At 38.4% G+C, this 18499-nt stretch carries 20 protein-coding genes and 1 pseudogene; 14 read left to right on the top strand and 7 right to left on the bottom strand.

The window, feature by feature from the left end:
* Nucleotides 1–378 (top strand): zinc ribbon domain-containing protein (locus IEV74_RS18230; RefSeq protein ID WP_188455644.1); only part of this gene is annotated, 378 nt, incomplete at its 5' end.
* A gap of 59 nt (nt 379–437) precedes the next feature.
* Nucleotides 438–890, top strand: a complete 453-nt coding sequence (locus tag IEV74_RS18225) for a hypothetical protein (protein WP_229683248.1) — start codon at nt 438–440, stop codon at nt 888–890.
* A 316-nt stretch (nt 891–1206) separates the two neighbouring features.
* Here IEV74_RS18225 and IEV74_RS18220 read toward each other — a convergent pair whose 3' ends face one another.
* Nucleotides 1207–2214 (bottom strand): DUF3231 family protein, encoded by a 1008-nt coding sequence (locus tag IEV74_RS18220; RefSeq protein WP_188456796.1) that lies wholly within the window; start codon nt 2212–2214, stop codon nt 1207–1209.
* A 413-nt stretch (nt 2215–2627) separates the two neighbouring features.
* On the opposite strand from IEV74_RS18220, the gene IEV74_RS18215 reads away from it, so the two are divergent.
* The 5 genes from IEV74_RS18215 to IEV74_RS18195 all read left to right on the top strand — a co-directional run bounded on the left by IEV74_RS18215 (nt 2628) and on the right by IEV74_RS18195 (nt 6770).
* A complete protein-coding gene (locus tag IEV74_RS18215) occupies nt 2628–3797 on the top strand; it encodes a hypothetical protein (protein ID WP_188456795.1) in 1170 nt (389 codons plus the stop codon).
* Nucleotides 3798–3813: 16 nt separating this feature from the next.
* Entirely contained in the window at nt 3814–5055 is a 1242-nt protein-coding gene (locus IEV74_RS18210) for a metal-dependent hydrolase family protein (RefSeq protein ID WP_188456794.1), read from the top strand.
* Nucleotides 5056–5398: 343 nt separating this feature from the next.
* A complete protein-coding gene (locus IEV74_RS18205; protein WP_188456793.1) occupies nt 5399–5734 on the top strand; it encodes a DUF4363 family protein in 336 nt (111 codons plus the stop codon).
* 40 nt (nt 5735–5774) lie between these two features.
* The gene (locus tag IEV74_RS18200; RefSeq protein ID WP_188456792.1) at nt 5775–6503 is read left to right on the top strand and encodes a DUF421 domain-containing protein; all 729 of its coding nucleotides are present in this window, start codon (nt 5775–5777) and stop codon (nt 6501–6503) included.
* Nucleotides 6504–6563: 60 nt separating this feature from the next.
* The gene (locus IEV74_RS18195) at nt 6564–6770 is read left to right on the top strand and encodes a DUF1657 domain-containing protein (protein ID WP_188456791.1); all 207 of its coding nucleotides are present in this window, start codon (nt 6564–6566) and stop codon (nt 6768–6770) included.
* Nucleotides 6771–6969: 199 nt separating this feature from the next.
* Here the strand turns inward: IEV74_RS18195 and IEV74_RS20055 are convergent.
* Nucleotides 6970–7056: pseudogene (locus IEV74_RS20055) on the bottom strand (YjcZ family sporulation protein); the annotation flags it as partial.
* 100 nt (nt 7057–7156) lie between these two features.
* Nucleotides 7157–7267 carry a YjcZ family sporulation protein gene (locus IEV74_RS18185; RefSeq protein WP_188456789.1) on the bottom strand — a complete coding sequence of 37 codons (111 nt, stop codon included), beginning with the start codon at nt 7265–7267 and terminating at the stop codon, nt 7157–7159.
* A 244-nt stretch (nt 7268–7511) separates the two neighbouring features.
* On the opposite strand from IEV74_RS18185, the gene IEV74_RS18180 reads away from it, so the two are divergent.
* The gene (locus IEV74_RS18180) at nt 7512–7766 is read left to right on the top strand and encodes a hypothetical protein (RefSeq protein ID WP_188456788.1); all 255 of its coding nucleotides are present in this window, start codon (nt 7512–7514) and stop codon (nt 7764–7766) included.
* Between the two features lie 46 nt (nt 7767–7812).
* On the opposite strand, the gene IEV74_RS18175 is transcribed toward IEV74_RS18180, so the two are convergent.
* A complete protein-coding gene (locus IEV74_RS18175; RefSeq protein WP_188456787.1) occupies nt 7813–8601 on the bottom strand; it encodes a DUF2268 domain-containing putative Zn-dependent protease in 789 nt (262 codons plus the stop codon).
* 149 nt (nt 8602–8750) lie between these two features.
* Here IEV74_RS18175 and IEV74_RS18170 point away from each other — a divergent pair, with 149 nt between their 5' ends.
* On the top strand, nt 8751–9467 hold the full coding sequence (locus IEV74_RS18170; RefSeq protein ID WP_188456786.1) for a class I SAM-dependent methyltransferase: 717 nt from the start codon (nt 8751–8753) through the stop codon (nt 9465–9467).
* A gap of 104 nt (nt 9468–9571) precedes the next feature.
* Nucleotides 9572–9760, top strand: coding sequence for a sporulation histidine kinase inhibitor Sda (gene sda / locus IEV74_RS18165; RefSeq protein ID WP_188456785.1), 189 nt, complete (start codon nt 9572–9574; stop codon nt 9758–9760).
* Between the two features lie 109 nt (nt 9761–9869).
* Here the strand turns inward: sda and IEV74_RS18160 are convergent, their stop codons facing one another.
* A complete protein-coding gene (locus IEV74_RS18160) occupies nt 9870–10880 on the bottom strand; it encodes a S8 family peptidase (protein WP_188456784.1) in 1011 nt (336 codons plus the stop codon).
* A gap of 288 nt (nt 10881–11168) precedes the next feature.
* Here IEV74_RS18160 and ilvD point away from each other — a divergent pair, with 288 nt between their 5' ends.
* The 4 genes from ilvD to IEV74_RS18140 all read left to right on the top strand — a co-directional run bounded on the left by ilvD (nt 11169) and on the right by IEV74_RS18140 (nt 16761).
* Entirely contained in the window at nt 11169–12881 is a 1713-nt protein-coding gene (gene ilvD, locus IEV74_RS18155) for a dihydroxy-acid dehydratase (protein WP_188456783.1), read from the top strand.
* A gap of 159 nt (nt 12882–13040) precedes the next feature.
* Nucleotides 13041–14396: a sigma-54 interaction domain-containing protein gene (locus IEV74_RS18150; RefSeq protein WP_188456782.1), complete on the top strand. Its 1356-nt coding sequence runs from the start codon at nt 13041–13043 to the stop codon at nt 14394–14396.
* Nucleotides 14397–14663: 267 nt separating this feature from the next.
* On the top strand, nt 14664–15443 hold the full coding sequence (locus IEV74_RS18145; RefSeq protein WP_188456781.1) for a 3-hydroxybutyrate dehydrogenase: 780 nt from the start codon (nt 14664–14666) through the stop codon (nt 15441–15443).
* Nucleotides 15444–15477: 34 nt separating this feature from the next.
* Nucleotides 15478–16761, top strand: a complete 1284-nt coding sequence (locus IEV74_RS18140; protein WP_188456780.1) for a GntP family permease — start codon at nt 15478–15480, stop codon at nt 16759–16761.
* 505 nt (nt 16762–17266) lie between these two features.
* Here IEV74_RS18140 and IEV74_RS18135 read toward each other — a convergent pair.
* The gene (locus IEV74_RS18135; RefSeq protein ID WP_188456779.1) at nt 17267–17554 is read right to left on the bottom strand and encodes a hypothetical protein; all 288 of its coding nucleotides are present in this window, start codon (nt 17552–17554) and stop codon (nt 17267–17269) included.
* A 168-nt stretch (nt 17555–17722) separates the two neighbouring features.
* Nucleotides 17723–18412: a hypothetical protein gene (locus IEV74_RS18130; protein WP_188456778.1), complete on the bottom strand. Its 690-nt coding sequence runs from the start codon at nt 18410–18412 to the stop codon at nt 17723–17725.
* Between the last annotated feature and the right edge of the window lie 87 nt (nt 18413–18499).

The following is an 18499-nucleotide window of genomic DNA, read 5'->3' as shown; positions in this document are numbered from 1 at the left end:
GGTTGGAAAGACCATTCAAATATGGGAAAAAGAAATAATCAAACGTTTACAACCATACCCCATCGACTGTTAGTTCAGATGATCACCTATAAGGTCGAACGTCATGGTATAAAAGTGATTATGACGGAAGAATCCTACACGTCACAAGCAAGTTTTCTGGATTATGATGACATTCCCGTTTATGGGGAGGAGAATAATAAATCATTTTCAGGGAAGCGTGTGAAGCGAGGATTATACCGTTCAAAGAATGGCACACACATGAATGCCGATGTAAATGGTGCTGCAAATATCATGAAAAAAGTATTCCGGGACGCATTTAAGGAATCTTTTGCCTGCACAGAAACCTTATTGCATCCAATATCGGTCACACTAAAATAAACGTAATCCCAAAAGGCAAGACCAATGGGATAGCGGGGTTGGGTGTTTTTAGCACACCAATGTGTCAACTCCACTGGTGGTTAATCGTCATCTTGAGAGTCGATACCCCAGAAACCCCCACTTCAAATTTTGTAGAAATTAAGTGGCGGGAGTATTCATTAGACTATGGATTTCATAACTTTGAAACTTCCAGTATTTCAAAAGGAACAACATTTACGTTTCATAAACAAAAATATAAGACAGCCCAAAAATTATTTTATACCCATGCGCTAAACAGCGAAGTCAGCAAGAAGGTAGACGAAAACACACTGGAAATAACGAATGAAAAAGGGACAGTAATTGCTTCCTATCCATTAAAAAAAGTGGGAAAAAACAACCATGCAATCACGATGAAGAATGACGTAAAAGCAAGCTCCATCGTTGGAGATTATTTATCTGGAATCTTGCTTCTTGTGTGCATTATTGTGTTAGGTATAGCTGGTATGCTTTATCGAAAAAAACGAAAGATATAATTCAATTTTAATTTAGTGAGCCAATGCAATTGGGTTCCCTGCATTTTTAGTCACATTAATGAGGCTGGGACATAACTAAAATTGTTTAACCCAAATCAGAACATTTCACCATACTAGCGAAGGAAATACACGGAGACTCCCTGGGGAAGAAAAGCCTAGGTGAGTCTACGTAGACGATAGCTCAGAGTAGGCTCAGGGGCAGCCCGCGGAAAGCGTAGTGTATTTCCGTAGCTTGTATGCACCAACTATGTTCGGATTTTATTTTGTTTAAAACACTTTTGTCCCAGTCTCTCAATTGCCAAAATGTCCCCATTTATCAATTATTCGCTAATTCATCACGATTACTTGCACGCGGCGGTTCTTCCATCCAACCGTTTTCAATGAGAATGTTTGCACCGTCCTCTGAATATTTAAGGATTTCATGGATAAACCGGTCATAGTGTGCCACTAAATCCCTTCTTAAACTTGTGGAAATGCTTGTTCCATAATAGCCAATCCCCAGTGCGATTAACCCTGTAATTGTGAACATCATGAGTCTGTCTGAAAGCGGTGCTACTTTGGATTCTGTTACATATGTTTCTGAAGTCATTGGTACTGGAAGGTCATCCTCACGTAATAAAGAACCAAAGACCTCATTCTGTTTTGCCGCAATTTCTTTACCACGTATAAAAAATTGCTTCACCTTTTCTGATTTTGCAACTTGGCTAAAGCCAATTAAGGTTGCAATCCCTAGTGCATTCCGTTGAAAATTGGCAAAAAGATTTGTCATCTCTAATGACAGGAGCGGCCTTCGTTCACCTAACCATCCAGTGAGAAAACGTTGCTTTTTGACAAAGTCAATCTTATCAGGATAAGGGATATACGGCGAGCGTACATATAGCCCTTTTGTTAAAAGGATGTTTTTAGCCATCGTATCCAGTTGATTTGCTTCGGCTAAACATTGCCCAAAAAATGCGTCAATATCTGAGCGTACTGCTAAGGATTTGGCGACACTATAGCCATTTAGTGATATTTGAGCCGACTGCTTCATGAATTGAAGCATATAAACATCCGTAAATAGGCGTGGTGCATTTATATTTAGATCCTGGTCTTTTGTAAAACCTTTTGGAATTGGGAAATTTTCATTGGTAAAAATTCCTGACAGCTTTTGGATATGCGATTGGGATAATTGCAGTGCATGATCTAATAGGGAACGGATCTCAGCGTCCTCAACCGACTTCAGAAAATATGTCAGCATACATATAGACCCGCTGTCATTTTGATAGGATGTCCAAAGCTGTGATAATTCTGCTGAAGTCAATTTTGTATTATGTTCAGCATTCATAGTATTCAACCCTCCGAATAAAGTACGTTTCCTGTATTGTTTGAGTTTACGCTATAAATATTCATTTTTACCTAAATTTGTCGCTCTATATGATTCTGGAAAACTTTTCATTTTATCCGAGGTTTCATGCGATGGAACGGAATCCATTTAGCTACATGAATCATCCGACTGTAACAAAAATTTCATAAAACAATATATGGTAAATTTCTATTGTGATTTCCGAAATCTAACTTATTAAATTTGAATATCGTAATCGTTTTCTTAGTTGAGATCAAGCATGCACATCTGTCAGTCTATTACCTTTCATTGCTCAAGTGCAAATATTATAAGTGTAATTAATAGTCTGAAAAAACGTGGACAAAGCAAGGTTACCGTGATATATTAGTCTTTATTATTTTCTGAGGAGGGGTATTATGCTTAGCAATCCACTTATTGCTACAGTTTTTATCTTCGCTTTAATCGCACTGGGGGAATGGCTGTCGATTATATCTAGAGCAAGAATTCCCATGCTATTGACAGCAATGACAGGTTTCTTAGTTTGTAAGTGGTCAGGTATTTTTCCCGAAGACATCTTAGATAAATCAACTTTTGCAGCTTTGGGAGCGATCTTAATCGGACCAGCGATATTGCATATGGGTACCTTAATTCCCTTCTCTATACTGAGAAGTCAATGGAAGGCTGTCGTTATCGCGTTAGGCGGAATTATTGTATCAGGAATATTAATACTGACAATTGTTCCATTGCTTTTTGATTATGAGACAGCAGTTGCTGGGGTAGGACCGATCAGTGGCGGAATTATTGCTTTAATCATTACTTCCGAAAAACTAACAGAAATTGGATTAACAAGTCTAGTAGTAATCCCGGCATTAATTGTTGCTTTCCAAGGAGTGATGGGAATGCCGCTTGCTTTGAATTTTATGCGAAGGTACGCCTTCAAGATTCAAAAAGCAATTGATAATGATACATTTGTTCAAATTGCTGCTGCGAAGGAATCCACTGATAAAACGAAGGTGCTAAAAAAGCCTAATCCCTTTAAAGCTAGTGCCACATTGAAATTGTTTTTTATATTTGTCGGTGCGGCAATCGGTATCACACTTGGAGAAATCACACAGATCCATTTTACATTATGGTGTTTGGCTATTGGGATTTTTGGGCTTAAGCTTGGTCTGTTTGAAGCAAAGTCCCTTGAAAAGGCAAATTCATTTACCGTCACAATGATTGCGATTATTTTTGTCGTTATTGGAACGATGGCAGACGTTTCACCCCAGGATGTTATAAATAATCTGCCTAGTATCATTTTAATTCTTGTGCTCGGTACTGTTGGGATCACACTTGGTGGTTATATAACTTCAAAACTGGTCAACTGGCACCCATATAAAGGTATGCCGGTAGCTTTAACAGCTCTATTCGGATTTCCAGGGGATTATTTGCTTTGTGAAGAGGTTTCAAGAAGTGTTGCTAGAAACGAAAAAGAGGAAAAGGTTATTTTTGATGAATTATTATCACCGATGTTAATTGGCGGCTTTACAACAGTGACCGTAGCATCTGTTGTTGTAGCCGGAATACTTGTGCAAACGTTATAATGGGGAGGAATAAGTGATGACAAAAAAGATTATAAAAAATGGTATCGTGATTGACGGTAATGGGGGTACACCTAGGAAAAATGCTGTCGTAGTCGTTGAAAACAATCGTATTGAATACGCTGGCGCAGAAAGTGATTACACATCTACTGGCGAAGAACAAGTTATCGACGCTCAAGGAGGGACTATTCTTCCAGGCATAATTGATTCCCATGTCCATATGATGATGGAATTTTCACCAATTGCTGCTAGGCTCGAAACACCGTTCTCATTCATGTATTATCAAGCAGCAAAATACCTGAAATCTACATTGCATGCTGGTATTACATCAGTGAGGGATGCATTAGGTACAGACTTAGGTGTCAAAAAAGCAGTTGAGGAAGGGCTGATAGCTGGGCCAAGACTGCAGCTAAGCATTAATGCACTGACCATTACCGGTGGACACGGGGATGGCTATACGGTTTCCGGCAATACAGTTGATCTTCTGCCTTCCGGTTATCCAGGTATGCCAAATGGGAAATGCGATGGTGTAAATGAGGTCCGGAAAAAAACCAGGGAAATGCTGCGCGCAGGGGCTGAAGTCATCAAAGTTCATGCAACAGGTGGTGTTTTAAGTGCAACCGATCACCCAGAATTTACCCAATTTTCTTTGGAGGAGCTAAAAGCGATTGTTGAGGAGGGGCGTTTCCGTAAAGGTGTTAAAGTTATGGCACATGCACAAGGTGCTGAAGGGATTAAAAATGCGGTTAAAGCGGGTATCCATTCGATTGAACATGGTATTTTCCTGGATGATGAGGCAATTGAATTGATGCTCAAGAACGGAACATTCCTTGTACCTACACTGCTCGCGCCAGTTGCAGTGCTTGAAACAGCGAAAGAAACAGGAATGCCTGATACTGCAGTTCAGCAATCCAAGGAAGTAATTGAACAGCACAAAGCAAGTATAGCAAAAGCCTATAAAGCAGGTGTGAAAATTGCAATGGGAACTGATGCTGGAGTTATGAAGCATGGTACAAATTTACGTGAGCTTGGTTTAATGGCAGACATCGGTATGACTCCAATGGAAACAATTGTAGCTTCAACGAAAACAGCTGCTGAATGTCTGGGCTGGGATGATAGAGTTGGGACATTAGAAGAAGGTAAATTGGCAGATATCATTGTTGTTAAGGGCAATCCGTTAGAAAATATATACTCACTTTCCGACAATAATAACGTGCAGATAGTCATGAAGAACGGTGAAGTTGAAAAGAATATATTTTAAAAATAAAGAGCTGGCAGGGATAAAAGTATTTAAATCAAAGAGAAATCCGAACTATGAATTCTTCAATTAGAATTTGTTTAGTTCGGATTTTTTGGTATTCATAATCCTTGCAGCTATTTCGATAGACTGCGACGTAAATGATTTTAATAATTCAGTTTTAATTTCCGATCAATTATGTAATAAAGATCCTACCGTTGAACAAGGTAATGTACTAACCAATCCAGTATATTCGTCTTTTATGCCGACATGTTAGTTATGTCCCGGTCCTTTTTTTGTTGCCGGCATCGAATAATACCCAATAACTGTGAGAAAATAAAAATATTCCGATTTAGGGGGGATATACTTGATTAGAAAACGCTTTGTCATTTTTATTATAAGTGTATTATTTTTGACTGGCTGTGGGCATGTATATAACCATTTTCATGAAAGCTTAAAAACAATTGATACATTAGTTGAACATAAAAAGTGGAAAGAAGCTTCTAAGGAATTAAATCAAATGCAAATGAATTATGAGAAAAAGTTACAGTATATTGATTTTTATATAGTTCCGGAAGATTACACACTATTAGTCGAATTAATCGGCGAATTAAAAGGTGCAATCAAAGAGAAAGACAGAAAACAAGCATTAAAGCAAATCACTGCTATGGAAACAGTTATTAAGAAAATATATTACAAATAATAATAGTTGAAACTATATAACTGTTTGGGAGGAGCAGCGAATGGACGTTTTAATTGATTATTTATGGACACCGGTTTGGGTGTTTTTATTAGGTTACTTACTTGTCAGACTCTCAGGAAAAAGATCAGTTGCTGAAATGAATAGCTTGGACCTTATGATTATTATGGTTGTGGGAACAACGATATCAGAACCAGCAGTATCAAAGAATAACTGGGTTGCATCGTGGTTTTCTTTAGTGGTTGTCCTATGTTATTTAGTGTTATCCAGACTTATTTTGGTCAATAAATTGAGACCGCTATTAACGAATAGCCCAACCGTGTTAATTCAGGATGGAAATATAGATAAACAAGGATTAAAAAAAACAAGAATGAATATCGAGCTTCTTCTTGGTGTGCTTCGAGTAAAAGGGTATACCGATGTAAATGATATTAAAATTGCTTTAATGGAATCCTCTGGTCAAATCAGTGTTATTCCAATGTCAGATAAACGGCCACTGCAGCCGAGCGACATGCAGATGAGCCCGAGTCCGGCATTTCTGTCCATACCCTTGATTATTGACGGAGAAATTATTTATCATAACTTAAAGTTTCTAAAGAAAAATGCTGAATGGCTGTATGAAAAGATGCAAGCATATAATCTGGATAAAAACGATTTAGATTTAGTGACATTGGCTACTTACAATCAACAGGGTATGGTAAAGTTTGATACCACTCGTAAGGATGGTGGCGGAAATGGACCGTATAGCTACAAACCGGGAAATGAAAATTAGTACATAAAAAGCTTGTTTTAGAAAATGATAGTACTGAATATCAAGTAGGAGGTGTAATGTGTGACAGTTGGAACTAAAATGCAGCAAACGATAGCAAGCTGTGAAAGTACATTGGCCAATTTACATTCATTTGCTTTAGAAACACAAGATCAAAATGCAAAACAACTGTTTCAGAACCTTTCAACCCAGCAACAGCAAATTTTGGAAAATCTGCAAGCGCGACTTCAGTACATTCAACAGGAGGAACCGCAATATAAGCAGCAATAGGAATTGCCAAATGCATGTCATTGATCAGCATGCATTTGGTAATTATGTAGTAAGGAGAGAACCCAGTTAAGGATCCCTCCACCAATAAACAGAAGGCTACTCACTTCCCGCCGGTTAGGTGGTAACAGGTGAAAAATAAAGTGCAGAAATGATTACTGCCTGGTATTCCTGTTCATATTATTAGCATAGCTTATTGGAATTAGCACCAAGCTGCACCTACAATAATGAGAAGTATAAATAACACAACAATTATCGCGAACCCGCCTCCAGCTCCATAGCCAGCGCCGCCAACAGATCCGCCGTAGCCGTATCCACCACAGCCGCATCCTCCAAATGACATAGAAAAACCTCCAAACTGTACTAAATTGTGATTTAGTTATTTATTATTAATATCCATAACCAACATAGGATGCACCTACAATGATTAATAGGATAAATAACACTACAACAAAGGCGAAACCTCCGCCATAACCTGCTCCTCCTACAGCTTCACTCATGAATTCAACACCTCCAACATTTGAGTTAAGACTAATATATGTGAATGTACCGATAGTGATATGGATACTATCCCATTTTGGATGATTTTAGGCTATAGACCTAATTTCGAAATGAATAAGATAGACAAGGTGATTAAGGCTAGGCTGCTAAAATCCACTATTCCACCAATACATATGTCCTTTACTGACATTTGCGGGAGTACATATACTGTCATATGTTTCGTGAGAATATGGGGGTGAAAGAATGTCAGCTGGTCATTATTATGGACTTTGTCAGCGTTACAGAGGCAGGGCTGTTGAAATAAGAACCCATGATGGAAGATGTCATAGAGGAATTATCAGACGTGTCAACAATAACCGCGTATTCATACAGCCGCTGGGTCGTAACAGGAATTTGGGTGGTTACGGTTATGGCGGATTTGGATATGGTGGCTTTGGTTATGGAATCGCATTAGGTGCTATTGCCACATTGGCTCTGCTTCCATTTTTCTTCTGGTAGGATTAGAATGTAAAAACAGACGAGAGGTATTCGTCTGTTTTTTTACTTATCCTTCATTATTCAGCTGGGCAATTGTTTCAGTCTCAGTGCTTAGCAGATCGGAACTTGTTAAACTTTGCTCATCCATATATTTTTTTGCTAAATAATAACCTACACAGTACCCTGCCATTTTTGGATAACGATGCAGGCCATATAGGATGTTTCGATAGTTGCGATCATTTTTTGAAAGATCTTTATTTGGTAATAATAAGTTGTTCCACATGCTTTTCAGCTGTTTTGGAGAATAATATTCTGTCCAAGAGGCAGTAAATCTGTCACCCACATGTTCAAAAACTGCACTTTCTGCGAGTCCTTCTAAAATAATTGCATCTATAAGTGTGTAATCTTTTTCATCCTTTTTATAGTTAGATAATCGGCATATGTGGTTATACTCGTGGGTGAATAATGCTCTTATTTCATCTTCTGTATTATTCGCAGAAAGGAATAAAAACAATTTATCCTTAAATGCGATTCCTGATTTGCCGTTCAGATCCCGCTGAATTTTTTGGTTCGTTGTATCCGCCGGAAATATAAAAATAGGAATGGCTGGACCCCGCCATTTATTTCGCAGTTCCCGTTCCTCTGTTTGTACAACCTCCCAGACTTTATTTTCTTTCAATTTTTCTAAAAGTTTATTCCCATTCCTTGCTGGATGATGATACATCCCGTAGAGACTTAGGTAACTGCAAATTTCGAAGCTTTGGGCATCTTCAAAATAGGATTCTAATTTTTCGCATAGTTCTATAGGGTTTTCATATAAATCCCGTAACCATTTATCTGTTCGAATTACACCCATAATACCTACTCCTAATTACATTTTCATTTAATACTTTATGCATGAAATAAGCTTCCGTTACGAAATTTCATTCACGTTAATCATAATATAGGAACAAAATTTTCCCCTTAGCATAATTTAACAGCAATATTTATAGGGTGGGATGGTTCATGAATTACACATATCTTGATTGTTTAGCCATGTTTGGTGTTGGTGGTGCTCATCCGGGGGGTCTTCGTTTAACGAAAAACATTTTGTCATCATTAGATTTAGATGAAACAAAAACAGTGCTTGATGTTGGTTGTGGTACTGGACAAACGTCAGCATATATTGCAGAAAATTATCGCTGCAAGGTGATATCTTTAGACAGTAATCAGATCATGCTGGAAAAAGCTACGAAACGGTTTTCAGAACGTCAGCTTCCAATCGAAGTTAAACATGGAAGAACGGAAAATCTCCCGTTAGATGAGAATTTTGTTGATGTCGTTCTCTCGGAATCAGTTACTGCTTTTACGGATATTCCTTTAACAATCCAGGAATATAAAAGGGTATTAAAGCAAGGTGGTGTATTCATTGCGGTTGAAATGGTTTTGGAAACACCGCTGCCAAAGGAAGATGTAAAATCTGTAATTGACTTTTATGGGGTTCACCAACTGCTAACCGAGCAGGAATGGTACGATCTTCTGCAAAATGCAGGTTACAAACAAATAGAAATAGAAAAAGTCAAAACTGAATTTGATAAAAACGATGTGGACAATGCTGCTGATTTTTCACTTTCAGAAAATATTGATGGAGGACTCTACGAAATACTGGCAGAACACGAGCGTCTCACAAAGACTTTTCAGGACATTTTAGGGTTTCGTGTATTTAAAGGTTATATCTCTTAATTTTTATTATTAAAATGGTTTATTTTTTATAGAATATGGGTAATTAAAATTAGGTATTATGAACCATTCTTTACAAAATTAAGATATTAGGAGACTCGAATATAATGGAGCCACTAAACGAATATTTGTTATTAGAAGCATACAAAAAGGCAATAGATTTGGATTTAGATCGGGAATTTTTGACTATTTTGGAATGCGAAATAAAAAGGCGGGAAATTAATCCGTTACATTATTTTAAAGCTGGTTATCCAAAAAGCAATGATACAAAGTGCTCGTTATTGGGAAATAAGTAAAGTCAGGAATCAATTATAGTACTGCCTATTCCATGTTTTCTAGTAAAAGGTAAGCTGACACAAAGAGCCTGGTTTAAATGAATGAATTAGCTCTTTGTGTCAAACGGACCTAAACTTTAGATACAAATGCATTATCCGTTATAGGAGTATTGACTGTTGTGTGAAAGGATTTGAAAAGATTTTCGAACTGATTAAGGATATCAAGTGCAACAAGACCATTACCCTCCGCTGACTTTGGATAGCCCAAAGGTACGGTGCGCCTAATTAATTGTGCATAGAGTTCTGCTTCGGATAAGCGGCGGTTAAACTGTTTTTCTGCAATGTTAATAATTAAGGCAATAGAACCAGATACGTGCGGTGTGGCCATAGATGTTCCGGATAATTTCGCATACTTGCTTCCAGTGTAGGTTGATAATATTTCTACGCCCGGTGCAACTAAATCAATCTCATCATTGGTATTGCTAAATGGTGCAATCCTTTTATTAAAATCAACTGCTCCTACCTGTATGACTTCATTATAGGCACCTGGATAGGCAAATTCGTCTGTATCTGTTCGATCATCCCCCTCGTTCCCGGCAGCACATACGACAGGGATTCCTGCATCGACAGCTCTTTTGATTGCTTCGTAAAGCTCTGGTACATCGTTTGGTCCGCCAAGTGACATTGATATTGTTCTAACTGTTTCCCCATTAGGACCCTTCCAATCTATGGCGTAGTTAATTCCATCAATGATCCATTGATATTCCCCGCTTCCTTGTCCGCTAAGCACTTTTACAATTAATAGATTTGCACCTGGAGCTACACCGGCAATCCCTGAATCCTGTTTTGAAGATGCTGCAATCGTACCTGCTACATGGGTTCCATGGCCATTGTTATCTTCATAATTGTTTTGATCTCCGCTATAATCTGAGGTGAAATTTTTCCCATCGATAATACGCTCTTTTAGGTCCGGGTGATCGATTTGACAACCCGTATCGATAATTGCAACGACATTTCCGCTGCCTTTCTCCGCATCCTCCCAAACTTCTGGTGCTTGGATCATCGTAACCCCATCTGGTATTTTTGAAGTTGCTTCGTAAATTTCCTCGATCTCATAGGGAATTAAATGAATTTTACTCATCTTGACAGCCTCCTTTAGATTTTTAAATTCCATAGATAAGCAGGTTTATAGTAGATAGTATGTTTTTTTGGAATTAATAGACTATTCCCTGCCGCCATATCATTTAAAACGATTACTTAGACCTAATTTTGTTAACCAATTTCCTTTTCATAAAGATTCTATTTAATTATTAGTTTCCCTTCTTAAAACAGAAATTTATTAGTCTAATTCGCGAAATAAATATAATTATTGAAAAATAGTAAATAAACAATTATAATTATATATTAATTTATATGAGGGGATGATAGGATGAAAGATTTGCGAATTAAAAGCAAAGTATTTAGCGATGATCCAAAGCGTGCTCCCAATCGTGCAATGCTGCGTGCTGTTGGGGTAACCGATGAGGATTTCAAAAAGCCTATGATTGGTGTTGCCAGTACTTGGAGCGAGGTAACACCGTGTAATATTCATCTTCATGCTTTAGCTGAAAAGTCAAAGTCAGGAGCCCGTAATGCTGGCGGAGTCCCAATGATATTTAACGCGATAACGGTTTCTGATGGAATATCAATGGGAACGCAGGGGATGAGATATTCGCTGCCTAGCCGTGATGTGATAGCAGACTCTATTGAAACAGTAGTCGGAGCAGAAAATCTGGATGGATATGTCGCTATTGGCGGTTGCGATAAAAATATTCCCGGCTGCATGATTGCTATTGCAAGGTCTGAAGTTCCCGCTATTTTTGTGTATGGTGGTACGATATCCCCTGGAAATTTAAATGGGGAGAAATTGGATATTGTTTCGGTATTTGAAGGCGTTGGCAAACACAGCAACGGAGACATTAATGATGAAAAGCTAAATAAAATTGAGTGTGCTGCCTGTCCTGGAGCTGGATCATGCGGAGGGATGTATACCGCAAATACAATGGCTTCAGCGGTTGAAGCAATGGGGATGAGTTTGCCAGGGAGTTCATCAAACCCTGCACAATCTGAAGCGAAATTAGAGGATTGCAATGAAGCCGGTGAAGCGATTATCAATCTTCTGGAAAAGGATATTTATCCAAAGGACATTATGACAAGAAAAGCCTTTGAAAATGCGATTACTGTTGTAATGGCATTGGGCGGATCGACAAATGCAGTCTTGCACTTGCTGGCAATTGCGCATTCTGCAGGGGTTGATTTATCAATCGATGACTTCAATGAAATTCAAAGAAAGGTACCCCATATAGCTGATTTAAAACCGAGCGGTAAATATGTAATGGAAGATTTGCATAATATCGGCGGAATACCAGCAGTAATGAAACTTCTTTATGAAGCGGGTTATTTACATGGGGACTGTTTAACAGTTACAGGAAAAACAGTAGCAGAAAATATTAAAGATGCCCCATCGTTAACGGAGGGACAAGAAATAATATTGCCTTTTGACAAGCCGTATCGTAAGGATGGACCGTTAGTGATTCTAAAAGGAAACCTTGCTCCGAGCGGGGCTGTTGCGAAGGTGTCGGGATTAAAGGTAACTAGACACACTGGTCCTGCACGGGTATTCGATACAGAGGAAGATGCTACAAAAGCAGTGATGAATAATCAAATTAATGAGGGCGATGTATTGGTTATTCGCTATGAGGGACCTAAAGGCGGGCCGGGAATGCCTGAAATGCTATCTATTTCTGCAATCCTAGTCGGAAAAGGTTTAGGTGAAAAAGTAGCCCTTTTAACGGATGGCAGATTTTCAGGCGGTACACATGGACTGGTAGTCGGGCATATTGCACCTGAAGCGCAAGTAGGTGGACCAATAGCCCTTCTAAAGGAAGGTGATGTAGTTACAATCGACTCCGAAGAACGTGAAATCTTTGTAGATGTTTCTGAAAAAGAACTGGAGCACCGTCGTGAAAATTGGGTAGCACCACCGTTGGAAGCTAAAGGTGTATTAGGAAAATATGCACATTTAGTTTCCTGTTCATCGAAAGGTGCAGTTACAGATGATTTTGAGGTAAAGCATAAGACGTCACCGTTATTTTCTAAATAAGCTCGACGTATAGTAATCTGAATCAAAAAAGCTTCTGATAGTGTTCAGAAGCTTTTTTGATTACATCTATTTATACTGTTAAGGATTTTAATTATAACGGGCACTTACTTTGTTATAATAAAGTTAAAGCTTTTCAAATGAGGTGACTACGTGGAATCTATGAAAAATATTTATAAAGAAGAAATATTTGAAACGCTTTTCGAGAATGCTTTTCATTGCTTTGTCGTGGTGGATGACCAGGGGATTGTAACTTGTATGAATAATACATACTGTGATTTCCTTGAAGTCGAAAAGTCAGTTGTTTTAGGTATGCATGTCACAGATGTAATCGAAAATACGAGAATGCATATTGTGGTTAAAACAGGGGTGGAAGAAATTGCTGACCTGCAATATATACGAAACAACCATATGATAGCCAATCGAATTCCGGTACGGTCCAATGGGAAAATAGTCGGTGCAGTTGGTACAGTGCTTTTTCGGGACACCAAAGAATGGATGAAAATGAACAGTCATATTAAAGACCTGTTGCTGGAGCTTGAACATTATCGCAACCAAATGAAAAACAAGCACGGTGCAATCTATTCACTTCATGATATAGTAGGAAGCTCCCCGGAATTGAATGAGATTAAAAATAAAATCAAAAAAATTTCCCCTGGAGATGTTTCCGTTTTATTGAGGGGTGAAAGCGGAACTGGTAAAGAACTGTTTGCCCATAGCATTCATCAGTTAAGTGAACGAAATATGAAGCCTTTCGTCAAGGTTAACTGCGCAGCAATTCCTGAGCATTTACTGGAATCGGAATTATTCGGATACAAGGACGGTGCGTTTACCGGAGCAAAAAGAGGTGGAAAATTAGGAAAGTTTCAGCTTGCCAATGGCGGGACTATTTTCCTGGATGAAATTGGTGATATGCCATTAAGTGCACAGGTCAAGATTCTTAGGGTGCTGCAGGAAGGGGAAGTTGAAGCGGTGGGAGCTGTCGAACCAGAGAAAGTGGATGTAAGGATTATAGCTGCCACAAATCAGCCATTAGAACAACTTATCACAGAGCAGCAATTTCGAGAGGATTTGTTTTATCGGATTAATGTTGTCCAAATTCAAATCCCTTCCCTAAGAGAAAGAGTAGAAGATTTACGCGTATTATCTAAATTTATTCTTCATAAGGTAACAAAACGTACAGGGAAAAGGGTTATTAATATTGACCCAGCCGTATTAGATCGTTTTAGCGAATATAAATGGCCAGGAAATATACGTGAATTAGAAAACGTACTAGAATCAGCGGTACACCTAACAAGTTCAGAAACGATCAGATTGGAAGATTTGCCAGACCACATACAGCCTGTTTATACGTTAAAACAGAAGGGTACGTTAAAAGAAATATTGGAGACAGCTGAAAAACAAACAATTGAACGTATACTGAAAAAAGTTGACGGGGATAAACAAAAGGCGACAAAATTGCTGGGAATAGGTAAATCTAATTTATATGAAAAAATAAGGAAGTATGAATTACAGTAATTCCGAAAGTCTGGAAATAATTCCGCAGATGTGGAATTATTAATTTTTGGATATGAAAGAAAGGGCTTACATTGTTGTCGAATAAGAAATAGACTCTATTTTCCGCAAAAATGGAAGATAGAGTTTTTTTGTTTGTTTTCCAATAGAGTGTATTCCTCACTTTTTTGCTATTTAAAAAGTTGGCACAAATATTGCTTGTAAAATGTGAAGGTGTGAATTTGGTGACTAACGAGTAATAACATTAATTAAAGGTTTGGAGGACGGAAAATGTTAATTGACAGCAAGGTAGTATTTATTACAGGAGCGGCTAGTGGAATTGGTTACGAAATTGGGACCGAATTTGTTAAAAATGGGGCAAAGGTTGTTTTTTCAGATATTAATGAAGCTAAAGTGAAGGAGGTTACTGAAAGGTTAATACAGGATGGGTATGAATGTTTTGGCATTAAGTGCGATGTAACAAAGGAGGAAGAAATTCGATTGGCAATAGACAAAACAATTGAGCGATTTGGCAGGCTGGATGTTTTGATAAACAATGCGGGTTTGCAGCATGTTGCAGCCATTGAAGACTTTCCAACCGAAAAATTTGAGTTTATCACAAAGGTTATGCTTGTAGCACCATTTATGGCAATTAAACATGTATTTCCGACAATGAAAAAGCAGGGATTTGGACGCATTATAAATATGGCATCAATCAATGGATTAATAGGATTTGCTGGAAAAGCCGCTTATAACAGTGCAAAACATGGTGTAATTGGACTGACAAAAGTGGCAGCACTAGAAGGGGCAGAACATGGAATTACGGTTAATGCGATTTGTCCTGGTTATGTAGATACACCGCTAGTACGAAATCAATTGGAAGACTTGGCAATTAACCGAAACGTTTCACCGGAGAAAGTTTTGGAGGAAGTCATTTATCCACTAGTTCCGCAAAAACGGTTGTTATCCGTTCAGGAAATTGCAGATTACACGATGTTTTTGACTAGTAACAATGCTAAAGGGGTTACAGGGCAAGCTGTTGTTCTAGATGGCGGTTATACTGCGCAATAGTTTTATACAAATGATAAATGAAGGAGAGGGTTTCATGTTAGGTATATTACTTGGTCTCATCGTTCTAATGATCCTTGCTTATCTGGGCTGGTCCATTATTTGGGTGGCACCTATTGCAGCTGGGGTAGTTGCACTTACAGGGGGACTGGATTTATTAGATGCCTATAAAGATACATATATGGGTGGATTTGTTGCATTTGCAAAAGATTGGTTTCCCGTTTTTATGCTTGGGGCAGTTTTTGGGAAGTTAATGGAAGATACAGGGATGGCTAAATCAGTCGCTGTTGCACTAACTAAAATTATAGGTACCAAGCGTGCAATTTTAGGAGTGCTGGTTTCTGCGGCGGTACTAACCTATGGGGGTGTTAGTTTATTCGTTGTTGTATTTGCTGTTTATCCGCTTGCATTAACCTTGTTTCGCGAAGCAAACATCAGCAGAAAGTTAATTCCAGCAACGGTTGCTCTAGGTGCCTTCACATTCACCATGACAGCAATTCCCGGAACACCGCAAATTCAAAACCTGATACCAATAGAATATTTTCACACAGATCCAATGGCGGCACCGATTATGGGGATCATTGCTGGAATAATCATGGCTGTTGGGGGATATTTATACCTTCTGTGGCGTGAGAAAAAATTGACTGCAAACGGGGAAACGTACACAGAACCAAAGGATACTAAAATCATCAATGTTGAAGGGGATACGCCTTCATTTCTATTATCGCTGCTGCCTTTAGTTGCAGTGCTGGTCACGTTGAATGTTTTTGGCTGGGATGTCGTGCTTGCGCTAATTACTGGAATTATTTTAATTATGCTACTAAGTCTGCATAAATTTAAAGGCTTCATCAAGGCGATAAACAGTGGGGCGGCAGGTTCCATTACAGCTATCATAAATACAAGTGCGGCTGTAGGCTTTGGTACTGTAGTAAAGGCTGTACCTGGATTCGAAAAGCTGACAGACGTGTTAATGGGTGTGAAGGGGAACCCATTAATTTCCGAAGCAATCGCTGTAAACGTATTAGCAGGTGCAACAGGTTCTGCCTCCGGGGGAATGGGAATAGCACTAGAGGCTCTTGGATCAAAATATTATGAAATAGCACAGAACAGTGGAATTGATCCAGAACAATTTCACAGAATCGCTTCCCTTTCCTCGGGCGGACTGGATGCATTACCACATAATGGTGCAGTTCTTACGCTGTTCGCAATAACTGGAATGACGCATAGGGACAGTTATAAGGATATATTTGTTGTAGCTGTATTAATTCCTGTCTTTTCAGTCGCTGTAGGAATTCTGCTTGCTTCAATTGGTATTTATTAATCGTTTTTGGAATAGCAGGCTTCCATTTAAAAAGGTCAGCATCCTTGGGTGATGCTGACCTTTGTTTAATTTTAATAGTTATCAGCAAGGTTTTATCGCGCATTAACAGCGTAATACCCCACTGGATGAAGTTTCACTTTATAAACTTATAGCGATGCTGAACCATATAAAAGCAATTAGGGGTATAAACCACAAATAGTCTGTGAAACTCCTTTTTACTTCGCTGCCTTTTCCTTTCATTGTAAATACCCCCTTGGTTAATTTTAATGATTATAATTTCAACGTTTTTTAGTTTAACTTCTTTATTTGGAAATGGCAATACTTTTTTTATAAATTTTTAAAGAAAATTTTTGACCTGATAATATAGAATTAAAAAGGATTATTTATGGGTGATATAGAATTCGAAAATCCCATGATGAAGTAAAAGAACTGACCAGATTATCATACCTCGGTACAGCACAAGTAAAAAGTGCCGTCATATGATAGCGAATGACGGCACTTTTTGTTATTGCTGCTGATTATTTTGCTGTGTTTGTTGTGTTGCCTGATTTTGCTGAGCCTGTTGCGCTTGCTGCAGCTGCTGTTGTGCCTGTTGCAGCTGAGGATCCTGTTGTGCAGCAGTACCAGCTTGATTTTGGGCATTTTGCAAAGTAGTCTGGGCCTGCTGTAACTGTTGTTGAGCTTGCTGTAATTGCTGTGGATCAGCACTAGCTTGAGCTTGTTGAACTGCTTGTTGAGCCTGCTCAGCTGCCTGAACCGCTTGTTGTACTTGTGGATTTTGCTGCTGTGCCATTAAAAAAACCTCCATCCATTTTTTGAGTTAAAATACACTCAATCAGTATCGTTCCACATAAATCCTCTGAATATGTAATGAATTTTTAATTGTTTTCGATATTCGTCTTTCCAACATTGATCAGACTAAATCCCCTTGCCAATAGAAAGGGGATTCAGGGGAAAAACGTTATTTTGCCATATTTAGCAGTTCTACTAGTTCTTCAGATGCCGCTTCGTATGAAGAATCCATGATATTCTCTTTAATACCTTCAATCAAATCAACCGCCTTTGGATTTGTCACGGTTAATATCTTTACATTTCCATTAAACATTTCATTCATTTTTGATTTTGCCTGGTCTAAATTGTCAAAGGTTTTTGGTCCATTATCCTTTATACCTTTCATTTCTCCCTTACCAGACATACCCTCCGTGCCACTTAATAAGTCACGCTGCATATCATCATATTCGTGACTTGTTGTTTGCTGTTTATTTCTTGCTAATACAACGGAATCGTCAACTACAAACACTTTCACGCCGGTAATACCTACACCTTCCAAGATAGATTCAAAATAAGATGAAACACCGCCCTCATGTATACCGGAACTGCCAATTGAGCTGTATATATTTTGTCCCATTCCACTGGAAGTTGCCCCGTTTTCATTGGTTGTTCTAGTTTTATCACTGTTCTCACTTGGTATAATATCGGGGTTGTTTAAATTTTCATGATTACCATTCGTGTGATTTGCCATATTTGTAGTATTTGTTCCATTTGAATCATTAGTATCCACAGCGTCTTCATCTTGATCATTGCATGCAGACAGTACCATCGTGATACCAATCATTAGTACTATTACTGCTCTTTTCCATAATTTATTCATAGCATTCCCTCCATATGTAGTTTACGAATAGCATGCCCAATAATTTTTCATGCATGAATGGTTAATTATGGTGACATAATAAAACGG

Origin of the sequence: Virgibacillus oceani (assembly GCF_014638995.1) — a bacterium.
Classification (GTDB): Bacteria; Bacillota; Bacilli; order Bacillales; family Amphibacillaceae; genus Virgibacillus_E; species Virgibacillus_E oceani.
This window is presented reverse-complemented; position numbering and strand designations above follow the sequence as displayed.